Source organism: Vreelandella nanhaiensis (assembly GCF_003990185.1).
Taxonomy (GTDB): domain Bacteria; phylum Pseudomonadota; class Gammaproteobacteria; order Pseudomonadales; family Halomonadaceae; genus Vreelandella; species Vreelandella nanhaiensis.
On sequence record NZ_RZHF01000015.1, the window covers coordinates 144476 to 164759 of the forward strand.

20 protein-coding genes are annotated in these 20284 nt (G+C 55.4%); 9 read left to right on the plus strand and 11 right to left on the minus strand.

Annotated elements, in window-relative coordinates; genetic code table 11:
- Window positions 1–79: 79 nt before the first annotated feature.
- Window positions 80–469 (plus strand): RidA family protein, encoded by a 390-nt coding sequence (locus ELY38_RS10990; protein ID WP_127062201.1) that lies wholly within the window; start codon window positions 80–82, stop codon window positions 467–469.
- 117 nt (window positions 470–586) lie between these two features.
- On the opposite strand, the gene ELY38_RS10995 is transcribed toward ELY38_RS10990, so the two are convergent.
- Window positions 587–1468 (minus strand): SDR family oxidoreductase, encoded by an 882-nt coding sequence (locus ELY38_RS10995; RefSeq protein ID WP_127062203.1) that lies wholly within the window; start codon window positions 1466–1468, stop codon window positions 587–589.
- A 154-nt stretch (window positions 1469–1622) separates the two neighbouring features.
- On the opposite strand from ELY38_RS10995, the gene ELY38_RS11000 reads away from it, so the two are divergent.
- On the plus strand, window positions 1623–2552 hold the full coding sequence (locus tag ELY38_RS11000; protein WP_127062204.1) for a hydrogen peroxide-inducible genes activator: 930 nt from the start codon (window positions 1623–1625) through the stop codon (window positions 2550–2552).
- Window positions 2549–4627 (plus strand): ATP-dependent DNA helicase RecG, encoded by a 2079-nt coding sequence (recG, locus tag ELY38_RS11005; protein ID WP_127062206.1) that lies wholly within the window; start codon window positions 2549–2551, stop codon window positions 4625–4627. The genes ELY38_RS11000 and recG overlap by 4 nt, the downstream gene beginning before the upstream one ends.
- Before the next feature lie 17 nt (window positions 4628–4644).
- On the opposite strand, the gene yccS is transcribed toward recG, so the two are convergent.
- The 5 genes from yccS to ELY38_RS11030 form a co-directional block, all read right to left on the minus strand.
- Window positions 4645–6831, minus strand: a complete 2187-nt coding sequence (gene yccS / locus ELY38_RS11010; RefSeq protein ID WP_127062207.1) for a YccS family putative transporter — start codon at window positions 6829–6831, stop codon at window positions 4645–4647.
- Window positions 6832–6922: 91 nt separating this feature from the next.
- Window positions 6923–7927 (minus strand): MDR family NADP-dependent oxidoreductase, encoded by a 1005-nt coding sequence (locus ELY38_RS11015; protein WP_127062209.1) that lies wholly within the window; start codon window positions 7925–7927, stop codon window positions 6923–6925.
- Window positions 7928–8051: 124 nt separating this feature from the next.
- A complete protein-coding gene (locus ELY38_RS11020) occupies window positions 8052–8408 on the minus strand; it encodes a hypothetical protein (protein ID WP_127062210.1) in 357 nt (118 codons plus the stop codon).
- Window positions 8408–8680, minus strand: a complete 273-nt coding sequence (locus tag ELY38_RS11025) for an HU family DNA-binding protein (RefSeq protein WP_018918476.1) — start codon at window positions 8678–8680, stop codon at window positions 8408–8410. The genes ELY38_RS11020 and ELY38_RS11025 overlap by 1 nt, the downstream gene beginning before the upstream one ends.
- Window positions 8681–8786: 106 nt before the next feature.
- On the minus strand, window positions 8787–9980 hold the full coding sequence (locus tag ELY38_RS11030) for an NAD(P)/FAD-dependent oxidoreductase (RefSeq protein WP_127062212.1): 1194 nt from the start codon (window positions 9978–9980) through the stop codon (window positions 8787–8789).
- Between ELY38_RS11030 and ELY38_RS11035 the strand changes: the two genes are divergently transcribed.
- The 6 genes from ELY38_RS11035 to ELY38_RS11060 all read left to right on the plus strand — a co-directional run bounded on the left by ELY38_RS11035 (window position 9979) and on the right by ELY38_RS11060 (window position 15210).
- Window positions 9979–10629, plus strand: coding sequence for a chorismate--pyruvate lyase family protein (locus ELY38_RS11035; RefSeq protein ID WP_127062214.1), 651 nt, complete (start codon window positions 9979–9981; stop codon window positions 10627–10629). The two genes, ELY38_RS11030 and ELY38_RS11035, sit on opposite strands and share 2 nt — an antisense overlap.
- A 35-nt stretch (window positions 10630–10664) precedes the next feature.
- Window positions 10665–11555 (plus strand): 4-hydroxybenzoate octaprenyltransferase, encoded by an 891-nt coding sequence (ubiA, locus tag ELY38_RS11040; protein ID WP_127062216.1) that lies wholly within the window; start codon window positions 10665–10667, stop codon window positions 11553–11555.
- Between the two features lie 128 nt (window positions 11556–11683).
- On the plus strand, window positions 11684–12373 hold the full coding sequence (phoB, locus tag ELY38_RS11045; protein ID WP_127062218.1) for a phosphate regulon transcriptional regulator PhoB: 690 nt from the start codon (window positions 11684–11686) through the stop codon (window positions 12371–12373).
- A gap of 2 nt (window positions 12374–12375) precedes the next feature.
- Window positions 12376–13668: a phosphate regulon sensor histidine kinase PhoR gene (gene phoR / locus ELY38_RS11050; RefSeq protein WP_127062220.1), complete on the plus strand. Its 1293-nt coding sequence runs from the start codon at window positions 12376–12378 to the stop codon at window positions 13666–13668.
- A gap of 300 nt (window positions 13669–13968) precedes the next feature.
- On the plus strand, window positions 13969–14337 hold the full coding sequence (locus tag ELY38_RS11055; protein WP_185858965.1) for a hypothetical protein: 369 nt from the start codon (window positions 13969–13971) through the stop codon (window positions 14335–14337).
- A gap of 543 nt (window positions 14338–14880) precedes the next feature.
- Window positions 14881–15210, plus strand: a complete 330-nt coding sequence (locus ELY38_RS11060; RefSeq protein WP_127062221.1) for a hypothetical protein — start codon at window positions 14881–14883, stop codon at window positions 15208–15210.
- Between the two features lie 94 nt (window positions 15211–15304).
- Here ELY38_RS11060 and cysZ read toward each other — a convergent pair whose 3' ends face one another.
- The 5 genes from cysZ to ELY38_RS11085 all read right to left on the minus strand — a co-directional run bounded on the left by cysZ (window position 15305) and on the right by ELY38_RS11085 (window position 20222).
- Window positions 15305–16045 (minus strand): sulfate transporter CysZ, encoded by a 741-nt coding sequence (gene cysZ, locus ELY38_RS11065; protein ID WP_127062569.1) that lies wholly within the window; start codon window positions 16043–16045, stop codon window positions 15305–15307.
- A 75-nt stretch (window positions 16046–16120) separates the two neighbouring features.
- Window positions 16121–16846: a phosphate signaling complex protein PhoU gene (phoU, locus tag ELY38_RS11070; RefSeq protein ID WP_127062223.1), complete on the minus strand. Its 726-nt coding sequence runs from the start codon at window positions 16844–16846 to the stop codon at window positions 16121–16123.
- A 45-nt stretch (window positions 16847–16891) separates the two neighbouring features.
- Window positions 16892–17707: a phosphate ABC transporter ATP-binding protein PstB gene (gene pstB / locus ELY38_RS11075; RefSeq protein ID WP_127062225.1), complete on the minus strand. Its 816-nt coding sequence runs from the start codon at window positions 17705–17707 to the stop codon at window positions 16892–16894.
- A complete protein-coding gene (gene pstA, locus ELY38_RS11080) occupies window positions 17701–19107 on the minus strand; it encodes a phosphate ABC transporter permease PstA (RefSeq protein WP_127062227.1) in 1407 nt (468 codons plus the stop codon). Before pstA ends, pstB begins: the two co-directional genes overlap by 7 nt.
- Window positions 19107–20222, minus strand: a complete 1116-nt coding sequence (locus ELY38_RS11085) for an ABC transporter permease subunit (protein ID WP_127062229.1) — start codon at window positions 20220–20222, stop codon at window positions 19107–19109. Before ELY38_RS11085 ends, pstA begins: the two co-directional genes overlap by 1 nt.
- Between the last annotated feature and the right edge of the window lie 62 nt (window positions 20223–20284).

Below are 20284 nucleotides of genomic sequence, written 5' to 3' on the forward strand. Positions count from 1 at the left end.
GTCATCTACCTATAAGCAGGTGGAATCATTAACGCTAAACAATGATGACGGCTAAACAATTAGAGGAGCGACAGATCGCATGAGCAATAAAGCTGTAATCAATACTGAAAAGGCCCCAGCTGCTATTGGCCCTTACTCACAAGCTATCAAAGCGGGCAATACTGTATATCTTTCCGGCCAGATCCCGCTTGATCCGGCAACTATGGAGATAGTGTCTGAGGATTTTGAAGCTCAGGCGCGCCAGGTCTTTACCAACCTGAAAGCAGTATGTGAAGAAGCAGCAGGATCCCTGAGCGATATCGTCAAACTGAACCTGTACCTCGTTGATCTTGATAATTTCGCCATCGTTAACAAGGTGATGGAAGAATTCTTCTCTTCGCCGTTTCCTGCTCGCGCAGCGGTAGGTGTGAAAGCTCTACCCAAAGGCAGCCAGGTGGAAGCCGAAGCCGTCATGGTCATTGGCGACTAAGTGGCTGATTGCCTCGCTATTGGCAGCTAATACGCTATAAAAAAACACCGGCCCGGCGCGGTTTGCGCCATCAGGGCCGGTGTTTGCTTGTGGATAATCTTCTAAGGTGAAGCGTTTTTATGCTTTCTGAACTTCCAGAAAGCCACCTTCTTTGAGTATTTGCGCGTAGCCTTCGCGATAGCTTGGGTAGCTAAACTCATAGCCGGTTTCGAGAATACGCTGATTGTTACAGCGCTTGCTGGCCCGACGGCGCAGTGGCGACTGCATGGTATCGGTGGATTCCACCTTGAGCTGCTTGGCGATCCAGGCCATCACGTTGTGCAGGGTAACCGGTTCGCAGTCGCTTCCCAGATAAAGGTCGGCAATAGGCTGACCCTTCTCCTGGCAGCGAATCAAGTGCGCCAAAATACCGGTGCAGTCGTCCCGGTGGATACGGTTGGAGTAAATGACCGGCGTGACGGCAGCCAGGCGGCCTTCAGCCACCTGATGGATCAAGCGGTCACGGCCTGGGCCGTAGATGCCTGAAAAACGCACCACGGTACCCGGCAGCGGATGATTAAGCAGCGTTTGCTCGGCTTCATACATCAGCTTGCCTGAAAAACTTGTCGGACCAATGGGGCTATCTTCGTTGACCTCTTCACCTTCCTGCTGGCCATATACGCTGGTGGACGATACGAAGAACACCCGGCGTGGCGGCTTGTCATGCTGCTCCATCACGCTCAATACGTTTTTCAAGCCATCCGGGTAGGCGCTTTGATAGGCGCTTTCTTCAAAGCGGTCGGCGCTTACACTATAAATCACGTAGTCCGCCTGGGGGAGGGCAGAGGCCCCGGCTTCTTCAAGCTCATTAAGGTCCAGTTTTAATGGCTCGATACCAGTGTTTTTCAAGGCAGCGATGTTGCGCCGTACGCCAACGACCCGGTGCCCTTCGGCAATCAGCTCGCGCCCTAAGGTAATGCCGATATCTCCACAACCGATAATCAGTACCGTTAGCTTCACCTTATCCACTCCTTTTGATAAATATTCCCTATTAGATACAAAGTCCCTGCAAGATGTGACAAGGTCAGCAGGGGTTTGCCTGTCCCTTTCCGTCCCGCTGAGGGTCATGATATTAGTCACGAGCTGCTACGAGAGGATGCCCACTGGCGCCATTATGACTTTAACAGAACTTCGCTACATCGTAACCCTTGCTCAAGAGCGCCATTTTGGCCGTGCGGCAGAACGCTGCCACGTTTCACAGCCCACTCTGTCGGTGGCGGTGAAAAAACTGGAGGACGAGCTTGAAATACCACTGTTTGAACGCTCCAAGTCGACCATCCAGGTAACCCCGCTTGGCGAGAAGATAATCGCCCAGGCCCAGCGTGTGCTGGAACAGAGCCGGCTGATCTATGAGATGGCAAGCGCAGGTAAGGACCAGCTCTCCAATACGCTGCGTATAGGAGCCATTTATACCATCGGGCCTTATCTTTTCCCCCATCTTATTCCGGCACTTGCCGATATCGCGCCGCAAATGCCGCTGTATATTGAAGAAGGTATGACCGGAACGTTACGTGCTAAGCTGAAAAATGGTGAACTGGACGTCATTATCGTGGCGTTACCGTTTACTGATACCGATATCGTGACCAAGCCTATTTACGAAGAGCAATTTGAAGTACTCATGCCTGCTAATCACCACTGGGTCGAGCGTGACGCGATCCGCAAAGAGGACCTGCTGGAGGAGCGCTTGCTGCTGCTGGGCGAAGGTCACTGCTTTCGAGACCAGATTCTTGAGGCGTGCCCGGCGATTACCCAAAAGCTTAACAGCCCGAATAACACGCTTATTGCCGAAGGCGGGTCGCTTGAAACCATTCGGCACATGGTGGCCTCAAAGCTGGGTATCACCGTTTTACCCCAGTCTGCTTTAGGTACCGATCAATATGAAAACGCCATGCTAGAGAGTCGCCCGTTTGTTGATCCCGCGCCTTCACGCACGGTTGCGATCGCCTGGCGGGCAAGCTTTCCACGGCCTAAAGCGATTGATGCCCTGGTGGATGCGATCAGCCGTTGCCAGCAGCCTGCCCAAGCGGTTAAAGCACGCTCATGAGCGATCTTACCAGCCCCGTAACAGCGCTTAAGGGCGTAGGTGAAGCTCTGGCGCTTAAGCTTTCGCGGCTGGGCATTGAGCATATCAGCGACCTGCTTTTCCACCTGCCCCTGCGCTATCAGGACCGCACCCGATTAACGCCCATTGGCCTGCTGCGGGCAGGGCAGGAAGCCGTTATAGAGGGCGAGATAACCGCCTGTGACGTGGTAAAAGGGCGACGGCGCAGCCTGCTGGTACGCCTGCGTGATGGTAGCGGTATCTTAAGCCTGCGCTTTTTTCACTTTTCGCCTGCTCAGCAGCAGCAACTGCGCCCAGGCGCTTCTGTGCGCGCTTTTGGCGAAGCGCGGGCGGGGGCAACGGGGCTGGAAATTTATCATCCTGAGTACCGGCTAAACAGCGCCGGAGAAACATCAGTCGATGAGTACTTCACCCCTATTTATCCGACCACGGAAGGGCTGAACCAGGCGCGCCTGCGGGCGCTGACACAGCAGGCGCTGGAGCTTTTAGATAGCGCGCCCGAAGCGCTGCCTGATGTGATACCCGAACCGCTTCGTCAGCGCTTTCACCTACCGGGGCTCCACGCCTGTCTGCATTTGTTGCATCAGCCACCGCCTGATGTGGATATCGACAAGCTGACTCTGGGCCAGCACCCTGCCACGCGCCGCTTGGCGTTAGAAGAGCTATTGGCCCACCAGCTCAGCCTGCGTGACGTGCGCCTGCGCATCCAGGCCGATGGCGCGCCGGTACTTCCCTCCGGGCGCAGCCTGCAGGCACGCTTTCTGGCCCAGCTACCCTTTGCACTGACCGGCGCTCAGCGGCGGGTACTGGAGGAGATCGCTCTGGACCTCAGCCGGCCCGCGCCTATGCTGCGCCTGGTACAAGGCGATGTGGGCTCAGGTAAGACCGTGGTGGCCGCCATGGCAGCGCTGGCCGCACTTGCTGGCAATTGCCAGGCTGCGATTATGGCGCCTACCGAAATCCTCGCTGAGCAGCACTACCGCGCGTTTAAAAGCTGGTTTGAGCCGCTGGGCATTGAAGTTGCCTGGCTGGCAGGCAAGCTGAAGGGCAAAACCCGCCTGGATGCCAAGGCAGCGATTGCCGATGGCCGGGCGCGCATGGTGGTAGGTACCCACGCCCTGTTTCAGGGAGATGTTCACTTTCAGTGTCTGGGGCTGGCGATTATTGACGAACAGCACCGCTTTGGCGTTCACCAGCGGCTGGCGTTGCGTGAAAAGGGCGAAGCGGGGGGGCTGACGCCGCACCAACTGATCATGACCGCCACGCCCATTCCTCGCACGCTGGCAATGAGCGCCTATGCGGACTTGGATGTGTCGGTCATTGACGAACTACCTCCGGGGCGAACGCCTGTAAAAACCGTGGTGGTGTCTGACGAGCGCCGTCCCGAGGTGGTTGAGCGTATTCGCCGGGCATGTGGCGATGGCCGTCAGGCCTATTGGGTGTGTACGCTGATCGAAGAATCCGAAGCTTTGCAGTGCCAGGCGGCGGAAGTGACCAGCCAAGAGTTGACCGAAGCGCTACCGGAGTTGGCCATTGGTCTGGTCCATGGGCGCATGAAGCCTAGTGAAAAAACTGAGGTAATGACGGCTTTTAAAGAAGGTGAGCTGGATCTGCTGGTGGCTACCACGGTCATTGAAGTAGGGGTGGATGTACCCAACGCCAGCCTGATGATCATCGAGAACCCGGAGCGCCTGGGGCTTTCCCAGCTTCATCAGTTGCGCGGGCGCGTCGGGCGTGGCGGTACGGAAAGTTTCTGCGTGTTGCTTTACCATCCACCGCTTTCCAAAAGCTCCCGTGAGCGCTTAAGCGTCATGCGTGAAACCACCGATGGCTTCCGTATTGCCGAGAAGGATTTGGAAATTCGTGGCCCCGGCGAGGTATTGGGCACTCGCCAGACCGGCTTGGCACAGATGAAAATTGCTAACCTTGAGCGTGATGCCGACCTGCTGGAGCGCGTGGCCTCACTTGCCAGCGAACTGCAGCACGCCCCGCAAGTGACCGCTGTGCTAGTGCGCCGCTGGCTGGGCGAGGCCGCCGGACGTTACGGGCAGGTATGAAGCCTCGCAGATGCTTATCAGCCCTTAACCGGGCGGATAAGCCGGTTGGCCGCTTCGCCCAGCGGCGCCAACTGCTCGCCAATCAAGCGTAGCTGGCTCTGAATCGGGCGGTAAGCCACCACCGCCTGCTCGTCGGCAGTAGCCCCATCCTGTTCATCCAACTGGGCTATCAGCTCGTCTGCCTGCTCGGTTAGCGTCTCGGTTAGCTGGCGCTTATCGAGCTGTTCCGCCAGATGCTCCAACATTTCGCTCATGCGTTTCGCAACGGGCACCAGCGCCTTGTCGCTTTCATCCTCGGCCAGCTGATGGCGGTGGGCGCCCAAAGCGGAAAGATGGCTTAGTAAGGTATTGGAGAGTACCAGAAACCGCAGGCCATCATCCGCATCCTGTTTACGGTAGTGCCCAGGCTCATGGAGCATATTAGTAAGCAGCGTGGAAAGCGCGGCATCGGCGTTGTGGGCGTTGCGGCGTGCCAGGCGGTAGGCCAAGCCATCCTGCTTACCTTCCTGGTACTGACGGACAATTTCATCCAGGTAGAGGCGATGGCTAGTGAGCACCTTAGCGGCTTCACGGTAGAGCCTGCGCCCCTGCCAATCAGGGAAAATGAAAAACACCGCCAGCCCGGCAATCAGCGAACCCAGTAGAGTATCAAACAGCCGCGGCCAGATCAGGTTAAAACCGTCGCCTACCTGATTGAAGCTGCACAGCACCAGCAGCGTGATTGAGGCGGTGGCGATGATGTAATGCTTTTCCCGGTTGGCAAAAAAGGTTACGCCTGCAGCCACGGCAATCATGCTCTGCACGCTTGGTTGGGGAAACAGGCTAATGGATGCCCAACCGACGACCAAGCCCAGTACCGTGCCTGTAATCCGCTGGGAAAGAAAGCGTCGAGTGGTGGCAAAGTTGGGCCGACAGACAAACAGCGTGGTCAGCAAAATCCAGAAGCCCTGTTCAGGGTCCAGCCACTGAAGCAGCCCATAACCCGCCAATAGCGCTGACGATAGACGTATGGCATGACGAAAGGTGGGCGAGCCCAGCGTCAGGTTAAGCCGAACTCGGTTCCAGGCCTCCTGTAGGCTTGAAGGTGAGCGATCAAAAAGAGTGCTGTCGCGGCGATCGTCGTCCATGTCGGGGTTGTGGGCACTGGCAATTTGGCCCTCAAGAGTGGCCAGGTTATCCGCCAGGGCATTGAGCGGGCGCATCAGCGGGCGCCATTCAGGCTTTCCCCGGTCGCTCAGGTTATTAATTGAGGCACGCAGGTCGGCCAAGGCCTCCTCGCTCTGGCGGTGGTCAAATGGCCGGTTGAGCAGCAGCGACTTGGCCAGCTGGCGGCAGGCACGACCTTGCTGGTCCAGAAGCCGCTGGCAGCGAAACAAGACATCGTGATGGAAAAAGGCTTCGGTAAGCGCGCTATAAGGGTAGTGGGTCGAGCTTGCCCGCTCGTGAATATCCTGGGCAATGAAATAGATGCGTAAATAACGGTTAAGTTTACGATTGCCGCGCTGGCCTTCCAAGCGGCGAAAAATCATCTCCTTGGCCTGGTTGAGTGCGTCCACCACCTTGCCGTTCTGGCGCGCCAGGGCCACGCGCCGGGCCTCAACGTCAACACCCCGCACCGGTTCAAACAGCGCCGATTTCAAGATCAGGAACTCGCCCAGCGCCTTGTAGAGCCGCGCCATGCTCTGCTTGAGCGGCTGGCGCGAAAACAGCGCACACCAGAGCACTGAAATAAGCCCGTACCAGGCCGCGCCAGCAATCAGCTGCAGCTGACGAACCGACACCTCATGATCAACACCCCCGTGCTGTTCGATATTGATCATTGAGTAGATTGAGAGAATCAGCGTACCCGAGGCAATCGTTGCATAGCGTTGGCCGATGGCCCCGAGCATGATCAAGGTAAACGTGGAAACCGCGAGGCCCACAGCAAACAGCCACGGCCACGGAAACAGCCACTGAACCACAAAGGAGGCGAGGGTGAAGCATAAAAGCGTGACGGTCAGCGCCTGGAGACGGCCCTGCCAGCTGTCATCGGTTTCAGAAAGGGCGCAGGCAATAATGCCCAGAAATAGCGGTATGACCAGCGCAATATTGCCCGAATAGACGCTGAAGAGCAGCGCACCACTGAATGCCAGAAAAACGCGCAGGCTGTAAGCAAACTTGTCCAGGGTCCAAAGACGCCGTAGCGGCAGTGAAAAAGTGGGCATAGAGACTCTTGTTGTGGGTCGTTTTTAGACTTTAGTATAACGGTTATGAGTGGCCCACTGCTATGGTTCAAACTGTATCTTGCAGTGTCTTTTAAGGTATTTCCACGACACGCTTACCCAGGTTATCGCCGCGAAGAAGACCGATCAGTGCCAGACCGATGCTATCCAAACCACCTGATATGGTATCCAACCGCCAGTTTATATCGCCGCGGGCCACAAGCGGCGCCATAAATTTTTGAAAGTCATCCCAATAGTCGAGGTAGTGAGGTACGACAAAAGGATGCACCGAGACTCTTTTCTGTCCCAATTGAGCAAAGTTGTGGGGGCTTTGGCGGGGCTGTTCAGACTGATATTGGCTTACTAAACCGCACAGTACGATACGTCCATTCGCCTTCATCGCTTCAATTGCCGCTGTAAAAGCCCGGCCGCCCACGTTTTCAAAATTAAGTGTAATACCTGAAGGAGCGGCGTTATGTAACTGCTCGGCATAGTCAGCGTGGCGGTGATCAAGCACCGTTTGAAAACCTTTATGACGCAGCCAGTCACGCTTGTCAGCCCGTCCGGCAGTAACGATGACTTTTGCCCCTAAGCGTTTAGCCAATTGCGCCGCAATGGAGCCCACGGCCCCCGCCGCTGCACTAACGAGCACGGTGTCTTGCTCCGTTGGCTGACCAATCAGTTGCATGCCTACCCAGGCTGTAAATCCTGTCATACCCAAAGGGTGCAAAAAAGCGGTTGGGTCGCTCCCTGCCGGGATCACCGCCAGGCCTTTTCCATCAGAGGCAATAATCTCCTGCATAGGAAGATGCCCCACAACCAAGTCGCCCGGCTTAAAAGCGGGGATATTGCTGGCAATAACCTCGGCTAATGTCCAACCCGATAGCGGGCTGCCCGCATTCCAGCGTTCAATATAATCATAGCCCTCAGGCTGCATGCGGGTGCGCATATAGGGGTCAACACTGATATAGCGGGGTTTTAGCAGTAATTGCGCTCTTGCTGGCAGTTGAACGAACGCCTTTTCTATATGCTCAGGGCGTAGTTTGCCCTTTGGCTGGCATGAAAGTCTTAAACCTAACGTCGTTATGCATGCGGTCATGGCTATCTTTTCGCTGTATTCACAGCATGAACATTACCGCGAATAAAAGAGGAAAATCGGAAGGGGGCCCGTCACCTTAGGGTGACGGGCAAGCTGTCATTAGTCAGTACCTGTATGGTTACTTCTACAGGTACTTCAACAGCTTTTGCAGCTTGTTCATATCGGCGGAGTCACCTACCAGACGAACCTCGCCGTTGATCATTCCATCGAGTAAAGCCTGCTGCGTCGGCTTCCTGAGAATACGTAACGCGGTGTCTTGATCGCGAAAACGTAGCTCAAGATCCAGATCGACCGGTAAACCGGCAGCTGAGGTGATGCCTTTCGGCGTCATTCGATAGTAACGGGCAACTTTCAGGTCTTCTGTGGCAATGCCCCAGTCGAGACTGCGCATTCGCTCTAACTGCTCACGAAAGCGCGGCTTGCGGCGCAGGGCGCGCTTGAGCATAAGGCTCAACAGCCACAGCGCAAGCTTTAGCTTCATTAGGAAACGGCATCCTTAAGCGCTTTACCCGGCTTGAAGGCGACGTTCTTGCTGGCCGGAATCTGCAGAGGAGCGCCCGTTTGCGGGTTCTTGCCGGTGCGCGCTGCACGCTCACGTACGGTAAAGGTGCCAAAACCAATCAGAGCCACATCTTCGCCCTTGGCAACGCTGTTGGTGATTTCATCCAGAATTACATTCAGGACTTGGCCAGCTTTGTCCTTGGACAGGTCTGCACTTTCAGCAATAGCGGCAGCGAGTTCAGGTTTGCGCATAAGGAATTCCCCTAGTGAAATATTAAGCGTAATGCATAACAGTGTTATTAAATGCGTCACCCAGGCTGAGTTAGCTTATCTAGCCTAGTCGTGAACGCGGTGAAAATCAGCCTAGCAGTGCAGGTGCTGCTCTAGAAAGCTCCACTTTCCGTCTCACGCAGCCCCCTGTCAACGCAAAACCGACTAAATTCCCGTGTTTATCTTCTGCAAGAGCGCTCATATCACCGTCTTCTCCTTCAATTCGCCAATGCGCGGGGGAAGTTGCGGGTGGGTAAGCCACGACCGGCAGCAGGGGCGTTTTGACGATGATCGGCCAGGCGCCGAAGCTGACCGGGGTGGGAGTTCCCATAAGCGTTGCGGCCAGTGCTTTGGCACTGGCCTGCAGGGGTTGTACATACATGGCGTTGATGCCCGCTATGCAGGCTGCATCACCGAGTGCATAGATGTGCGGGTTAGAAGTGCGCAAGTGACGGTCTACCTGGATGCCGTGACGGGATACGGCAAGCCCTGCTGAGCTTGCAAGTGCGGTCCTGGGCACAAGGCCGGTTGCCAGCAGAACAAGGTCCGCGTCCAGCGTGGCGTGATTATCCAGCGTGAGCCGAACGTGGCTATCGCTGCCTGGGGCGATACCGGCTATCGTGCGGTTAAGCGCAAGCGTTATACCGGCGTCTTGAAACGCACGGCTCAAGGCGGTGCCGAGCGGCTCGGGTAAAAGTCTGCTTAACGGTGTGGCTTCTGGTGCTACAAGACTCACCTGATGACCACCTGCGTGGAGGTCATTGGCAAATTCACAGCCCACCAGCCCTGCGCCAATAATAGCCACACGGGTGGTCCGCTTGTCTAGCGTGGTACGCAGCAGGCGGTAGTCGTCTAGATTATTAACGGTAAAAAAGTGCTGGGAAGCACTTTCCGGAATGGAAAACGGGGTCTGAGGGGCAGCTCCAGTGGCCAGTACCAGCGTTGCGTAGTGAAGTGTTTGGCCATTGCTCAAGCTAACCGTTTGTGCATCGGGCGCTATCTGCTCAACATGCATACGGGTGATTACCCGGGCGTTCAGCTCGTCGGCAAGGGCGGTGGCTGAGCGCTGGGCAAGCCTGTCTGGCGACAACCTTTTGGCGACGCCGGTTGAAAGTAGCGGCTTGCTGTAATCATCACCGCTATCTGCGCTGATCAGGATGATTGAACGGCTGTCGCCTGCGCGGCGTAGCGCACGAGCAAGTCCTGTGCCTGCCATGCCCGTGCCTACAATAATCAGGTCGGCGTGATCGGCTGTGGCGTCAAGCGAATGTGATGCGGGCATGCCATCCCCAAATTGTCGGTTCAATAAAAGCCTGAAAGACCGTCATGTTACACTAGCCTTCCCGTTTTTTGCCCAGGAGTACCCGGTGGCGACCTCATCTTTTCGGCAAACGCTCGCTTTTCCTGTCTGGCGACCCATAGCGGCAGTGCGACCGGCTATGAGCGCCCCCTGGTGGCAGTGGGTAGCCTCTACCGATTCGTTGACCGCTCGTTTGGTGGCGGCCGGGGGCGAGCAGCCATTTCGCGTGCGCTTACTACGCCAAGGGGTGGGCATGCCTTGGAAAGATGAAGCCCAGGCGCTAAATATTGGATACCGCCGTTATGCCTGGTTGCGAGAGGTGGCTCTTTGTGTGGGCGAGTCTCCCTGGGTAGTTGCACGTTCGGTTGCGCCATTAACGCAGCTGCAGGGTCAGCACCTGGATCGGTTGGGTGAGCGCTCGCTGGGTAGTTGGCTGTTTCAGCAGCCCGACCTGGCGCGTAGCCCGCTTGAGGCGAGTGTCTGCGCGCCGCGCTTTGTGTATCCGACGTGTACCAACGCGCAGAGCCTTTGGGGGCGGCGCTCGGTGTTTCAGCATGGCGGGCTTTCATTGCTGGTGCAGGAGTACTTTTTAACCACCATGGCAGATGATCTTCGCTTGCCTTCGCGTTAGGCTTGCTCGGCATCTCTTCTTTTCGTGAGGTAAACATGGATCGTTCTTTGTTGCGGCCAACCGGGTGGGCGCGGGTCGCCGACTTCTTGCAGCTGATGCGCCTGGACCGGCCAATTGGCACCTGGCTTTTAATGTGGCCGACCCTATGGGCGCTGTGGATCGCCACTGAAGGCGTGCCGGGCCGTAACGTATTGCTGATTTTCGTGGCAGGCGTTTACGTCATGCGTGCGGCGGGTTGCGTGGTCAATGATTATGCCGATCGGCACTTTGATGGCCATGTGAAGCGTACTAAAAGCCGCCCGCTAGCTACCGGGCGCATCAGTGAAACCGAAGCACAGTTGCTGTTTATCGGGCTGGTCGCCATTGCCTTTATTCTGGTGTTGCTAACGAACTGGTTTACGGTGTTTCTATCGCTAGGCGGTGTGGTGCTGGCGTTTATTTATCCGTTCATGAAACGCTACACTCACTTCCCGCAGGTGGTGCTGGGGGCGGCATTTTCCTGGGCCATTCCCATGGCCTTTGGTGCGGTGCTTGGCTATGTCCCACTTGATGCATGGATTCTGTTTTTAGCCAACGTGTTGTGGACCGTGGCCTACGATACCCAGTACGCCATGGTTGACCGCGATGACGATCTGAAAATTGGCATTAAATCGACCGCGGTGCTGTTTGGCAATGCCGATCGTTTGATCATTGGCTTGCTGCAGCTGGCAACGCTTGGCCTATTGGCCTGGGTGGGCCTGCGCGTGGAACTGGGCGGCTTCTTCTGGTTAGGGCTTGCCGGTATGGCGGCTACTTTTATTCATCAGCAGCGTCTGATTCGCCACCGTGAGCGCGACCCGTGCTTCCAGGCCTTTTTAAATAATCACTGGTCGGGCCTGCTGATCTTTGCCGGTATTGGGCTAAGCTGGTGGCCGGTTGCTGGATAGTCAAAACAGGGCGGGGAAAGGGCTTGGTGATATAGTAGCGCTTGTCATGGAAGTGTCATCAAGTCATGGTGTTATTGTCACAGTTATGTCATGGAATTATCTTTCATTGAACACCGTGAGGCCCTGGGATGACCGCCAAGACCGTTTTGATTGTCGATGACGAAGCGCCTATCCGCGAAATGATCGCCGTGGCGCTGGAAATGGCTGACTATCGCGTGCTTGAAGCGGATAACGCCCAGGATGCTCATGCCATGATAGTCGACCATCAGCCTGATTTACTGCTGCTTGACTGGATGATGCCAGGGACTAGCGGTATTGAGCTTGCAAGACGACTAAAACGCGAAGAGGCGACTGCCGAATTGCCCATCATCATGCTGACGGCAAAAGGCGAGGAAGATAACAAGATCCAAGGGCTTGAATCGGGCGCGGATGACTATATCACAAAGCCTTTTTCCCCCCGCGAGCTGGTCGCCCGTCTGAAAGCGGTATTGCGTCGCGCAACGCCGCGTGGCGTTGAAGATCCAATTGAGATCAACGGTCTGCTCCTCGACCCGGTCAGCCACCGGGTCAGTGCCCACGGCAAAGCCCTGGAAATGGGCCCGACGGAATACCGCCTGCTGCAGTTTTTCATGACCCATCAGGAACGTGCTTATACCCGCAGCCAATTATTGGACCAGGTATGGGGCGGCAATGTCTATGTCGAGGAGCGCACGGTGGATGTACATATCCGTCGCCTGCGTAAAGCGTTGGGTGAAATGCATCAAAACCTTATTCAGACGGTACGGGGTACCGGTTATCGTTTCTCCGCCCGGGTCTAACCATGCGCCTGTGGAGTCGTGAGCTGTGGCGTATCGCCTGGTTAGCGACTATTGGAGTTTGCCTGGGCTGGTTATTAGGTTCGGCAGGGCTGGGGCTGGCGGCGGGATTGGGCGTATGCCTGTTTCATCATCTACGCCAGCTGCGCGCGCTGTTTCAATGGTTAACGCTTAATCCAAACGATGAACCACCGGCAGCCAGCGGTATGTGGGGTGAGCTGCTAGATCGCCTTTATCGGTATCAAAAAAGCCAGCGTATTACCCAAGGTCGTTTACGGGCTACGTTAGCGCGTATTCAAGAGTCCTCTGAGGCCATGCGTGATAGCGTCGTAATGCTTGACCGCCATGGTGACCTTGAATGGTGGAACAGCGCGGCCACCGAGATGCTAGGATTGCAGACAGCCCATGACCGTGGCCAGCATATCACCAACTTATTGCGCGACCCGGGCTTTATCAGCTACTTCAATGCACGCGACTATAGTGAGCCGCTCACGCTGCCCTCACCTATCGACGAGCGCAGCATTCTGCAATACCAGATTACCCTCTATGGCGATGACGAGCGCTTAGTAATGGCCCGGGATATTACCCGTCTGCACCGCCTTGAGCAGATGAGACGTGACTTCGTGGCCAATGTGTCCCATGAGCTGCGTACGCCGCTTACCGTGCTTTCGGGCTATCTGGAAACCTATGGTGATCTGGCTGATCAGCTACCGCCCCGGTTGGGACGTGGCATTGAACAGATGCAGGATCAGACGCAGCGAATGCAGAATCTGGTCAATGATCTGCTACTACTGTCTCGGCTGGAGATTGATCAGGGTGGCCAGGACCATCAGCCGCTATCGGTTGAGCAATTGTTAAACAGCATACGCCAGGATGCGCTGGCTCTGTCACACGGTAAGCATGCTGTGCATGTGGTTATCGAAAGCGATGCCCAGCTACTGGGCAGCGAACAGGAAATGCGTAGCGCTATCTCCAATCTGGCATTCAATGCCGTGCGTTACACTCCTACGGGCAGCCAGATCACCTTGCGGTGGGCTGCCATGGTCGATGGTGGCGCCTGCATTGAGGTAGAAGATGACGGCGACGGTATCGATCCTGTACATATTCCGCGTCTGACCGAGCGTTTTTATCGCGTCGATAAAGGGCGCAGTACCGCGACCGGTGGTACAGGGTTGGGGCTTGCGATCGTCAAACATGTGTTACTGCGTCATGAGGCACAGCTTCAGGTGGAGTCCCACCCCGAAGAGGGCGCACTATTCCGCTGTATCTTTCCCGCCAACCGGCTAATACAAGCTTGAAGCAGATCCTGCATAATAACTGTTGTATAAGTGTGTCACTCTGACAGTTAATTATGGTCAAGGGCTGCTCATGTGTCATTTATAGCCACTCAATGATGGCTTAAACCATCGCTTATCACACGTTTTGGTACACGGGTGTTAACCATAAGCTTCTGTTTTTAAAAATATATATATAATCATGGCATTTTCTGGCATTGCATCTGCAATACACTAGACAAGGAAGATTACCGCAGGAATTGGTAAGCCAGGATGGCACTTCCTTGAATTAAGCGGTATTCACAGCGATCTAGGAGACGGAACATGATGTCCAAGGAACTACTCAAGAAAGCTGGCATTTTAGGTGTAACATTTGGTCTTGTGGCAAGCCCTTTTGCCTTTGCTCAAGAGCCAGCTGACCCAAGCGGCAATATTTCTCCCGATCAAGAGCCGATGGAGACAAATTCTACGAATTCTGGTGCAGGATCAGCCACTTATGATCAAAATGAATTGATCCACGAAGAAGGCGATGCAGCAACCGATACGCAGGGCTCCATGAACTCAACCAGTTCATCTGCCACACAGAATGACTCAATGAATTCTGGTCCAACAGGTGAAACCTCAGGCGGTGATACATCATTCGAGTCTGATGACCTGCCCAAGGAAAACAGTTCAGTAACTACCGATCAGTAAATATTAGTTAAGACTAATTGATGAAAGATTTGAGCTTAAGGATTGAGCGAAATTGGGGCATGGATGTCCTATAGTATGGATGCTCAACGATTCAAGGAACGAATCAAGCGACAGTCACAGCGTTAGTCAGGGTAAATGCCAAGGTTGGCGTCCCGCATAAGGAGAGGAAGCTAGCGTTAGATATTGTCCAGAGTATGACTGATCAAGACCCTGCTTCGGCGGGGTCTGATTTTTTGTGGGTACAGAATTCGCACATACGGTATTTTCACGCACTGCAGCCAGTAATTTATCAATGAGCTATTTCAACTCATAAAAAATGGCACATGTGTCATTTTTACACAAGATATTAGCGCGCTATCATTTAAATTGAAGATATTTTGCGTCCATTATTTTTTTAAGCTAATGATTAATATTAGATTTTGTTATTTTTTTTACTGTTGGCATTGAGTGTGCAGTACTAAAGTCGAAGGCAATGGCCGCTTAAATTTGCACTTGAAAAGTCAGTTGTCATCTCAAGCAGCGCCGATATTTTAAGGAGATAGAATGATGTTATTTAAAGACATGGTAAAAAAAGCAGGTATTTTAGGTGTTTCTATTGGCCTGATTTCAAGCCCGCTAGCCTTCGCTCATGACTCAATCGAGCTTAACAAAGATCGTGCAGTGGGTAGCGACGTAATTGATAAACCGCATTCCAGCGCTACATCCAGTGCCCGCTATTCCGCTAGTGAGCTTAACCATGGAGAGCGTGATCGTATGAACACCAACTACACGCCGACCAGTCATCAAGACCAAAATGGTGGCCGCCGCCATAATACTAATTCGTATCAGACCTCTGACCTGACGCGTGATGAAGGTGACGGCACTGATTGGTAAGTGCTGATAGCACAAGCGTACGATCCAACGTAAAAGGCCCCGCATATGCGGGGCCTTTGGGTTTTATAGCGTTAGCTCGTTATAAGACGCTAGGTCACGAGTGGCTTTGATGAGTGAGTTCGCGTGCCGTGCGGTAATGTTGATCCCACATCAATACGGCGCCGGCTACTGCCCCTGGAATCAAAAAAAGGTTGGCGAGCGGTATCCAGGTAACCAGTGTTACCAAGCCGCCGTAGCTTAGGCTTTGCCACCAGCGTTTGGATAGTCGCTTACGCATGTCTTTAAACGCCACCTTGTTATTGTCCATGGGGTAATCCAGATAGGTAATGGCCATTACCCAAGCTGAAAACAGCCCCCATAGCAGGGGAGCAAAAAGATTCAGCCCTGGAATCCAGCTGACGATAAAGAGCGCAATGGCACGAGGAGCTATATAGGCTAGCTTGATCAATTCCCTGCCTACGGCATCTAAAGCGGTCTTGGCGAGCCCGCGATCATCCAGCGGGATTCGACCGGTTGCCTGAATTTCCACCTTGGCGGCCAAAAACCCATAAAAAGGGGCGGCAATCAGATGGGTAATCAGCGTAAATGTAAAAAATATCACGGCCAGCAGGCTAACCATGAACAGCGGCCAGATCAGCCAGGAGAGCCAGTCGAGCCATCCAGGCACTAACCCCATCCAATGATCCAGCCAGCCCGAAAAGCGGCTAACCACGACGCTTAGCATGGTGGCATAAACAATGGCATTGACGAGGATGGGAAGAAAAATATACCGCCTCAACCCCTTCTGATATACCAGGCGCGTCCCCCGGCTAAGCGCTGTCACCGCATCCAACATAGCCATATTTCCTCATAAACAGACGTCCAGGCTGATATCAGCCCAGACGTATTGCAAGAGGAAATACCCTACAGGTCAAGGCTTTTTGAGTACCTTTTGATCCACGGTGCCCGGGTCGCTATGGCGGATATCCAGGCCTTTCACCAAGTACACTACGTATTCGGCCAGGTTATTGGAGTGATCGCCTACACGCTCCAGCGCACGCAGTACCCACATGATGCTTAACACCGAGCTGATAGCGCGTGAATCTTCCATCATGAAGGTCATCAGCGAGCGCATGGCACTGCCATACTCGTCATCAACCAGCTCATCTTCATGGACAACCTGCATGGCAAGTTCGGTGTCGAAGCGGGCAAAGGCCGTCAGTGCGTCGCGCAACATCTTGCGCACGTGCTCGCTGATATGACGAACCTCGATCAAGCCGCGCACCGAGCTGGTGTTTTCGCTCAGCAGTAGAGCATTACGGGCAATTTTGCTGGCTTCATCGCCGATGCGCTCAAGGTCTGAGGTGGCGCGAATGACTGCAAGTACCAAGCGCAGGTCAGAAGCGGCAGGCTGGCGGCGTGCCAATACGCGCGTACACTCTTCATCGATCTGCAGCTGTAGTTCATTCACCTGACGATCGCTATCGCGCACTTTCTCGGCCAGGCGGGTATCCCCTTCCAGCAAGGCATGCACGGCGTCCTGAACCTGCTTTTCCACCAGGCCACCCATGGCCATCAGGTGGGTTTTTAGCTCTTCCAGTTCTTGGTTGAACTGGCGCGAGATATGCTGGCTGTGGGTGTTGCTCGTAATATCCATTGAGCGCTCCTGGTGTTGGGTTAGTTAGGCCTGGACTATGTAGGCTTAAGTCATGCGGCCGGTGATGTAGTTTTCAGTGCGTTGCAAGTGCGGGTTGGTGAACACCTGATCGGTCGGGCCATATTCAACAAGCTCACCATCCTGCAAGAAGGCAGTGTAATCTGACACGCGCGCCGCCTGTTGCATGTTGTGTGTCACCAGAACCAGGGTTAGCTGCGATTTAAGATTGCGAATCAGCTCTTCGATTTTTAGGGTTGAAATGGGGTCCAATGCCGATGCCGGTTCATCCAGCAGCAGTACGTCAGGCTGAACGGCGAGCGTTCGAGCAATGACCAGACGCTGCTGCTGCCCGCCCGATAGCTGCCAGGCTGAACGGTGCAGACGATCCTTCACCTCATCCCACAAGGCCGCCGAGGTCAGCGCCCATTCAATGATGTCGTCGCGCTGTCGCTTGGGCAGGCGTTGCTGCAAGCGCAAGCCAAACGCCACGTTTTCATAGATCGACATAGGAAAAGGATTGGGCGTTTGAAACACCATCCCGACCCGACGGCGAAGCTCGGTCACGTTTGTCTGGGGTGCGTAGATATCCTGCCCCTCAAGCTCGATATTCCCGCTGTGTTCAACGCTTTCATTAAGGTCGTGCAGCCGGTTGATGGCACGCAAGAGAGTCGACTTTCCGCAGCCTGAAGGACCGATAAAGGCGGTCACCCGGTGGCGCGGCACGCTCAGTGTAAGCTCACGCAACGCCGGTTTCCCCGCATAGGCGAGGTTGAATCGGTCGATACTCAGGGCGCAGTGCTCGGGCGAAAAGTGCGTCACCGGCGCCTGTGAGGCAGGGGCTGAATCAAATGACGCTAGCATTCGTTTCCTCGTTGGCGCCTGAAATAATGACGCAGAAATATGGCAGTTAGATTAAGCACCAGCACAATCAAGACTAAAAGAAGTGCCGTGGCATACACCAATGGCATGGCGGCCTGGACGTCTTCACCGTGAAAGGCGGTATCAAACAGATGATAGCCAAGATGCATGAACTTGCGCTCCAGGTGCAAATAGGGAAATTCGCCATCGACCGGCATCTGGGGAGCAAGCTTGGCAACGCCTACCAGCATGAGCGGGGCCACTTCACCTGCGGCGCGGGCAACCGCGAGTATGACCCCGGTCAACATGGCAGGCACCGTCATGGGTAGCACGACGCGGGTAAGCATTTCCAGGCGCGTGGCTCCCAGCGCCATGGCGCCTTCGCGCTGAGCGTCGGGAATCCGGGCAAGCCCCTCTTCGGTGGCCACAATCACCACGGGAAGGGTTAGCAGCGCAAGCGTCAATGAAGCCCACAGCAGGCCGCCTGTGCCGAAGGTAGGCGAAGGCAGCGTAGCGCTGAAGAACCAGGTGTCTAGCGTCCCACCGATGCCGTAAACAAACACGCCAAGGCCGAAAACGCCGTAGACAATCGAAGGCACGCCCGCCAGATTGCGCACGCCAATGCGTACCAGTCGGGTGAGGCGGTTCTGATGGGCAATTTCATTGAGATAAATGGCGGCCAGTACGCCGAAGGGCGTCACAATCACCGACATCAGAATCACCATCAGCACTGTGCCAAAGATGGCAGGCCAGACGCCGCCGCTGGTGTTGGCTGCACGCGGACCTTCGCTTAAAAACTGCCAGACACTGCTACCCCAGAGGCGTGTTTTCTGCCACCACAACATGGCGTTAGGTGCCAGTGCCTTGCTGATCGTGCTTAACGGCTGGCTCAGCGTCTGGCCTTCGGCCGTTATCAGCAGCAGCTGCCCTGCCGGGCGCCGGTCGGCAGGCAACGCCAAGGCTGCGGTTAAGCGGTCCCAGGCGGCCTGGCCTGTTAACCGTTGCCCGTCAACTTCCAAGCTTTCCAGCCGGCCTATAAAGTCACCCCAGGGCGCGCGTTCCAGACGGATGAGATCAGCAGGCGTGGTACGCGCAGTAATGTTGTCCACATCGACCCAGCGCCAACTGGCACCATCGATATCGCGGTTGCCTGTGAAATAGAGACGCTCATTGCCTGCCTTTTGGGGTAGTGGGGTTTCGCGGATCGCCTGACCCGCCACCACGTCACCAGAGCGCAGAGTGATCTCCTCAAGGGTGGCAGGCCAGAAGTGCCCCAGCCCGCGTACCAGTAACAGCGTAAGCAAGGCCGTCAACATGAGTAGCGACAGGGCGACGCTGGCGGCACATAACCAGGGCCAGAGCCTGTCCATCAGACGCCTGCGAGTGGCGGCGAAAAAGCTCATCAGCGCTGCCCTGCTTTATGGTAGCGGCGGCGTATGCGCAAGCGAACCACCTCGGCCAGTGTATTGACCAGGAACGTAAAGATAAACAGCACCAAGGCTGCGAGTATCAGATAGTGGTAGGTAAGCTCTCCAGGAGATGTTTCAGGCAGCTCGATGGCAATGGCGGCAGCCATGGAGCGCATGCCTTCAAAGGGGCTTGCGCTCAACAGCGCGGTATTGCCGCTGACCATCAGTACGATCATGGTTTCACCTACCGCGCGCCCAGCGCCAATCATCACCGCAGAAAAAATGCCGGGCCCGGCCGCTGGCAGGGCGACTTTCCAGAGCGCCTGCCAGCGGCTGGCGCCGAGCGCCTGAGCCCCTTCCATCAAGGCAGTCGGCACATCGGCAAGCGCATCTTCCGCAAGCGCATAGATGCTGGGGATAACGGCAAATCCCATGGCAATGCCAACAATAAGCGCATTGCGCGTGGCGTAATCCAGTCCCCAGTGTCGTTCCAGCAGGCGGCGCAAATCTCCACCGAGGAACAACTCTTCCATCTGGGGTGTCAGCCACAGCGCTAACAGCACCATGCTGGCAAGCCACGGCAGAAGCCATAAACCGGCCCAAGAGAGCGGCAGGCGCTGGCGCCAGCGTGCCGCTAGCAGATGCCAGAGGAGGCCAGCCAGGCCTGCGCTAAGCGGTAACCACACCAGCAGCACCAGCGTACTGGCCAGGTTGCGCTCAACCCAGGGGGCTAGTATCAGGCCTGCAATAAACCCCACCACCACGCCGGGGATAGCTTCCATCATCTCAAGGGCTGGTTTAATGCGGCTGCGCAGGCGCGCTGACATGAACAGGGCCGAATACATGGCGGCCCCCAGCGCAATCGGCAGGGCAAACAGCATGGCGGCAAGGGCGGCCTTTAATGTGCCCCAGGCCAGCGGCGAGAGTTTGGCGAAAGCCAATGTCTCATCCCGCGCTAGTAGCGGCAGGGTCTCCCAGAATAGAAATACACCAATAGCCAGAATGGCCAGCAACACGCCAATACCTCCAGCGGTAATAAGGCTGGTGGCTACACGGTTTTTAAGCTGGCGTAGCGGCTGGTGAGCAACAGACGCACGGGGTGGGATCATGTCAACATCATAGAAGGGTCACGGGCGTTGCAAATACCGTCTGCATAAACATTCTCCTTACT

Bases quoted from the DNA above. Each gene is read 5' to 3' on its own strand.
- ELY38_RS11055 (WP_185858965.1), top strand. From the start codon at position 13,969: ATGATGTCCAAGGAACTACTCAAGAAAGCTGGCATTTTAGGTGTAACA.
- ELY38_RS11030 (WP_127062212.1), bottom strand. From the start codon at position 9,980: ATGCCCGCATCACATTCGCTTGACGCCACAGCCGATCACGCCGACCTG.
- ELY38_RS11035 (WP_127062214.1), top strand. From the start codon at position 9,979: ATGCCATCCCCAAATTGTCGGTTCAATAAAAGCCTGAAAGACCGTCAT.
- yccS (WP_127062207.1), bottom strand. From the start codon at position 6,831: ATGCCCACTTTTTCACTGCCGCTACGGCGTCTTTGGACCCTGGACAAG.
- ELY38_RS11060 (WP_127062221.1), top strand. From the start codon at position 14,881: ATGATGTTATTTAAAGACATGGTAAAAAAAGCAGGTATTTTAGGTGTT.
- ELY38_RS11015 (WP_127062209.1), bottom strand. From the start codon at position 7,927: ATGACCGCATGCATAACGACGTTAGGTTTAAGACTTTCATGCCAGCCA.
- cysZ (WP_127062569.1), bottom strand. From the start codon at position 16,045: ATGTTGGATGCGGTGACAGCGCTTAGCCGGGGGACGCGCCTGGTATAT.
- pstB (WP_127062225.1), bottom strand. From the start codon at position 17,707: ATGCTAGCGTCATTTGATTCAGCCCCTGCCTCACAGGCGCCGGTGACG.
- ELY38_RS11000 (WP_127062204.1), top strand. From the start codon at position 1,623: ATGACTTTAACAGAACTTCGCTACATCGTAACCCTTGCTCAAGAGCGC.
- recG (WP_127062206.1), top strand. From the start codon at position 2,549: ATGAGCGATCTTACCAGCCCCGTAACAGCGCTTAAGGGCGTAGGTGAA.
- ubiA (WP_127062216.1), top strand. From the start codon at position 10,665: ATGGATCGTTCTTTGTTGCGGCCAACCGGGTGGGCGCGGGTCGCCGAC.
- phoU (WP_127062223.1), bottom strand. From the start codon at position 16,846: ATGGATATTACGAGCAACACCCACAGCCAGCATATCTCGCGCCAGTTC.
- ELY38_RS11085 (WP_127062229.1), bottom strand. From the start codon at position 20,222: ATGATCCCACCCCGTGCGTCTGTTGCTCACCAGCCGCTACGCCAGCTT.
- phoB (WP_127062218.1), top strand. From the start codon at position 11,684: ATGACCGCCAAGACCGTTTTGATTGTCGATGACGAAGCGCCTATCCGC.
- pstA (WP_127062227.1), bottom strand. From the start codon at position 19,107: ATGAGCTTTTTCGCCGCCACTCGCAGGCGTCTGATGGACAGGCTCTGG.
- ELY38_RS10990 (WP_127062201.1), top strand. From the start codon at position 80: ATGAGCAATAAAGCTGTAATCAATACTGAAAAGGCCCCAGCTGCTATT.
- ELY38_RS11020 (WP_127062210.1), bottom strand. From the start codon at position 8,408: ATGAAGCTAAAGCTTGCGCTGTGGCTGTTGAGCCTTATGCTCAAGCGC.
- ELY38_RS11025 (WP_018918476.1), bottom strand. From the start codon at position 8,680: ATGCGCAAACCTGAACTCGCTGCCGCTATTGCTGAAAGTGCAGACCTG.
- phoR (WP_127062220.1), top strand. From the start codon at position 12,376: ATGCGCCTGTGGAGTCGTGAGCTGTGGCGTATCGCCTGGTTAGCGACT.